Source organism: Nocardiopsis lucentensis DSM 44048 (assembly GCF_000341125.1).
In the GTDB taxonomy this organism is placed as follows: domain Bacteria; phylum Actinomycetota; class Actinomycetes; order Streptosporangiales; family Streptosporangiaceae; genus Nocardiopsis; species Nocardiopsis lucentensis.
In genome coordinates, this window is sequence record NZ_ANBC01000385.1 from 1 (window position 1) to 5,441 (window position 5,441).

At 70.6% G+C, this 5,441-nt stretch carries 1 pseudogene; it reads left to right on the plus strand.

The annotated features are described in order from the left end of the window. Nucleotides 1-17: 17 nt before the first annotated feature. Nucleotides 18-5,441, plus strand: a pseudogene (locus tag D471_RS0113010) (hypothetical protein); the annotation flags it as partial.

The following is a 5,441-nucleotide window of genomic DNA, read 5'->3' on the forward strand; positions in this document are numbered from 1 at the left end:
ACAGCCACACGTTGGGCTTGGCCACGTGGCTCAACGAACACCTCCCCGGTGGAGCCAAGCGACGCCGGGAGCGAATCGACGAGTTCCGCCACAACGTCGAGCGGCTCTTCCACCCCGACCAGATGCAGGACCTCCTGCCGCAGATCGGCAACACCCCGGCCAGCATCCGCATCTTCACGCCCGAGGGCGGTGAGCAGATCATGAAGCTGTGGAGTGTGCCCACCGCGTACCATCGCAAGGACCACGCACCACCGGTGCTGGAACTCCTGCACTACCACAGCTCCACCAAGAGCACCTCCATCTCGCTCAACCGCAGCACCGGAGCCAGCGGCACCGGCGGCGGCGGGTTCGGCATCCACGCCGAACTGCCCAACGGGCGCAGCATCCGGTTGGACGCCCCGTTCGTGGAGTACGCCTTCTCCACGGGCTCCAACTCCACCACCACGCGCGAGCAGACCGCCATGTCCAGGTCCTACACGCATGGGACCGAGTACGCGGCCTACGGCGTCGAACGCGACTACTACCTCCAGTTCGAGGGTGACGCCCGGACCCACCACTTCCACGGCACCTCGTCCGAGATCCTGGCCACGGAGGACGCCCAGGCGATAGAGAGGCAGGCCACGACCGCCCGAGGCGGCGCCGGCGACGCGACCCGCGATTCCGGACAGAACGCCTCCGAGCCTCGGGTACCGCCCTTCAGCAACCTGCGTGTCGACCGCCCCCGGGATCTGAGCGGAGCCGACATCCGGGGGTTCGACTGGCCCTCCGCGAACACCCCGACGACCGGGCAGACCACCACGGGCGAGGACGCCGCCGACTCCGGGCGCGACCACGACCGCACGGTCTACGAGGAACTGGGCCACCGGATCCTCACCGGCATCGCCCACCACCGCCCCGGCCTGGTCATCCCGGAACTGGCCCGTTCCCGAGGCGCCTACGCCCGCCGCCCCGGCAACGCCGACGCCCCCTACTTCGACCGCTCTCCACGCGAACACACCGGGCTGCGCCGCGACCACGACACCGCGCGTGAGAACACGATGCGGATCCTGGACGCCCTCTCCGAGTCCAGCATGAAGGGCTCACGTGACGACCTGACCAGGAACGGCCTCACCGTCCACCTGACCGAGACCGCCACCATCGACCTCCCGTCAACGGCCACGCTCAAGGAGGGCCTGCGCCCGGACGTCGTGACTCTGCGCGTCTTCGCCGACGTCGGCCCGCTGCGCCACAGCTCCGAGTCCGGCATCAGCACGGGCGGGAAGGTCTACGGCACCTCCGGGCTGGGTCGATCGGACAGCCACGGCCACACGCACAGCCTCACCGGCACCGTGGGTATGAACACCCGACAGGGCACCGGATCCGACGCCCGCGGCGTCCCCGCCCGCTGGGGCGCCCCCTCGGTCTCGACCACGGTGTCCCGTGGTGCGAACCACGCCGTCCGCCAGAACGTCGCCCACACCAGCGCCGACGGGACCATGGACTACGGCGGCAGCGACGTGTGGACCTCCGACACCAGGTTCCACGCCCGCCTGTACGAGCACGACGACGTCGGTCTGGTCCGCGGCGACGCGCCGCCGTTGCGCGAACGCGGTCTGCCGCTGTTGGGCGAGGGTCTGGACACGACGATGGTCCTGGCCACCCCCAAGGCGCGCCCGGCCCGGTCCGTGGGGGCGACGCCGCCTCCGCCTCCCGCGGACCCCGCACCGCTCACGCCCGAACAGGCGCGCGAGATCATCCGTGGCGGGTTCGTCCCCGACCAGCCGGTGCCCGGGCCCTCGACCGCTCCACAGGACCAGAGCGCCCCGCTCCCCCTCCCCCAGCGCCGGGCCCGGGAGATCCTCCGACACGGCGCCACCATCGAGCACGTCAACACCAACCTGGACGGCGGTCCGAACCACCCCGATCTGCTCCAGCGCACCTACGACATCTTCTCCACCACGCGCAGCGGCCTGCACACGGGCTACAGCCGCAAGCTCGAGCACTACCTCCAGGGCAGGGCAAGCGCCCGGGAACTGTTCGAGAACCGCCTGTCGGGGATGCACCTGGCCACCGACCCGAGCGCTATCACACCGACGGGGTCACGCACGCGCCAGGAGATGAGCGGCGGCTTGTTCTCCCCGCACGACATCCGCGCGATCATCGCGACCAAGGTCGAGTTCGACGCGGTCCACGACTTCGTCTCGATGGACACGCAGATCTGGTGGACCGGTGTCACCGAGATCGGTCTGGCCACCAACGACTCCACCACCAGGAAGTGGTCGCTGCGGACCGGAGCGGGTATCACCGAGAACCCCAACCCGGCGGGCACGGGCAACTCCCTACCCAGCGAGGCGATCCGCCCCATCCCGGTCTGGGGCCCCTCCTTCGGTTTCACCCCCTCCAGCACCTCCTCGTCCAGGACGCACTCGAACAGTTTCTCCTCCTACACGTTCCTCCTCCCGAAGGTCGCGTGGTCCTACGCGTTCCGAGGTTCGGGTCACCTCACCCAGGCCGTCGAGTTCCTGAAGAACTGGAGCATCGGCCCCACCCTTCCGTGGAGCAGCCAGTACCGCGGCTGGCACGTCCCGGTGAGCGACCTGTTCTCGGGGTACGTGCACGCCAACGACGCCTTCGCGCTGAACCTGGTCCACGACGCCGTGACCGACACCGACCAGGGCCCCGAGCTCGGTTCCCAGCCGAACCCGAAAAAGCCCGAGGGCTGGTCGGCCGGCCCCGGTTTGGAACATCTCGGTCGGCAGATGCGGCCCTTCGACCCCGGCGCCGCCCTGCAGAACCTCACCGACGACCTCGCGCGCGACGGAATGGAGTTGACCGGCCACAGCCGCGAGCAGATCCTGCACACGCTCACCACCCAGCTGGGTCACCAGTCCGCCACCACGCGGCCGGGCGAACAGTCCGTCAAGGCGGTACCGGTTCCGGTGCGTGTGCGCCCGATCGGGCAGCCCGTGCACACGGCCACCGACGCCACGATGTACGTGGACCTGCGTACGACCGCGACCCGCACCGAGTACGTCAGCTACGCGAGCGACTACATCGAGTCGCGGACCTGGACCGAAGCCGACGGCCGGGGCCGCAGCAGCGCTACCTCGCGCACGGCGGGCGCGGACGGCACCCTGCTCCAGCCGACCGGCTACGACGGGGACCGGAGCGGCCCCGACGACCAACCGGGGAGCCGCCTGCTGTTCGTGGCCCCCCAAGCCGGGCTGTCCGGAGGGTCGGGCACCCGCCAGAGCACGAACGTCTCGGACTCGGTGTCCCGCACGGTCGAGCTCGAATGGCCGACCCCGTTCGCGAAACTCGTCCAGGACATCGACCTCACCCTCACCCTGAAGGTCGGCGACGCCGAGACCGGCCAGAACCAGGACGGCACCCCCGAGACGGATCGGAACCAGGGCGGCAACCGCAATCCCCTTCGCGGGGGAAGCGGACGCTCCACCTTCACGGGTCGCGGTGGAGCGGGGCAGATCGAGACCGTCTTCCCGTTCTCCTACCTGGTCTCCACTCCCCCGCCCCAGACCAGCCCCTCCCCCACGGAATCGGACGGTTCCACCGCGCAGGCCGGCCCCTCCGGTGCCGGCCCGGCGCGGGGACCGGGTGACCAGGAGGCCTCCCCGGCGCCCACCACCGCTCCCGAACACCCCGACGACACCCCGCACGCCTCACTCGACGACATGATGCGCAGCTGGGCGAGGGACACACGCGAGGCCGCTCCGGACCAGATCCCTCCCACCCACGACACGGTCATTCTCCCGACCGGGGTACAGGGTTCAGGCCAGTCGATTCGGGACACCGCCCACATCGTCGTCGCCAAGTCGCTCGGCTGGACCCCACCCGCCGACGCCGTGCGGGACGGGGCCTACACACCGCACGCCATCGCCGACGCCCGTGCCCACGTCGCCAAGGAGCTCAAGCTCGACACCCGCCACGACGCCATCGACCACAGCCTGGACAACCTCGCCCTCCAGGGCCTGTACCCCAGCGCCTCCCGCAACGACGACGGCGTGCGGCTGCTGAGCATCGGACGCACCGACTGGAGCGTCAAGGCACTACCCGACATGTCCGCCCCCACGGTCCTGGACATCATCCCCGCCGCCAGAATCAGCGACAACCTCTCCCACGGTGGCGGCCAGGGCACCACCCGGGAGGTCTCCTCCACCATCGACGGCAGTGCGAACGCGGTGCGCCCCATGGGGATGAGTACCGAGGCCGCCCACGACTACGACAACCACCAGGGGATCTACACCGGGAGCGGCCCCGCCCCCAGTTCCTCCCGCACCAACAGCGAGCACCGCGGCGCCAACCAGCCGATCAAGCGCTACCCCGAGTCCGACAGGCTCCGGCAGGGCAACGCCTACCTGGTCGAGTTCGACACCAGGTGGGCCATCGGCGCCACGTCGAAACTGCGTGACTCCGCCTTCTCCAAGGTGCGCGGATGGTTCGGCGACCGTTCCTCGCCTCCGGCACGCTGGCAGCTCGGGGAGACCTCCACCCGCCTCTCCGGGTGGGTCTCCGAGGAGGACGCGATCGGGTTGGGCATCCTCACCCGTGACCGGGCCGAGGACCTGAAGCCGGTGGTGCGCGAACTCGACCTGGCGCGCGATCGGTTCGCCCAGGCCGAGGAGGCCTACTACGAGGCCCGCCGCCCGCTGGAGGCCCTCGCCGAGGAGGTGGTCAACGGCCGGGACCGCGACGCCGCCCAGCAGCGGTACGACGAACGGAAAGCCGACTACGACCAGGCTCTGAGCGCCTTCAACGACGCCATCGACCATTGGGTGAAGACCCTCAACGAGGTCCGCCGGGTCGTCAAGGACCCGCGCGATATGGTCATCCCCGACTTCCAGGGCAAGGGGAAAGGGAAGGGAAAGGCCCCCGCGTGGATCGACGGCGCCGGGCCCCTGCCCCCCATCACCGAATCCCCGGAGGACGTCCCCGACATCAAGGGCAAGGCCCCCGAACGAAGCGATGACACCCGGTCCCCGGCACCCGTCACCGAATCCGTCGAGGACACGGCGGACACCGCCGCCGAGGGGGACCCGAGCCTCGCCAACAGGTTCCGATCGACGCTGAACCCCGAGTCCACGCCGTCGCCCGGCCCGGCGACCACAGGCGACGACCGGGCGGCCACCGACAGCGACCAGGCGACGACCGGCGACGGCCAGGCGTCCCGGGACAGCGCGGCCGAGGAGCAGCGCCTGCGCGATACCGAGGAACAGCACCTCCGCGACGAGGCCGCGGACCTGCTCGGTCAGGCCGAGAACGTCCGAGCCGAGATCCCGGCCGCCCAGGGCCGGGCCGACCAGGCGGCGACCGACGTGCGCAGCCTCCAGGGGGCTGTGGCTCAGCTCCGGGACCACGACCTTCCGTCCGCTGAGAGGGACTTCCAGTCCGCTGGCGGGGAACTCGACCAACTCCGCGTCCAGACCGACGCGGCCCCCCCGGGC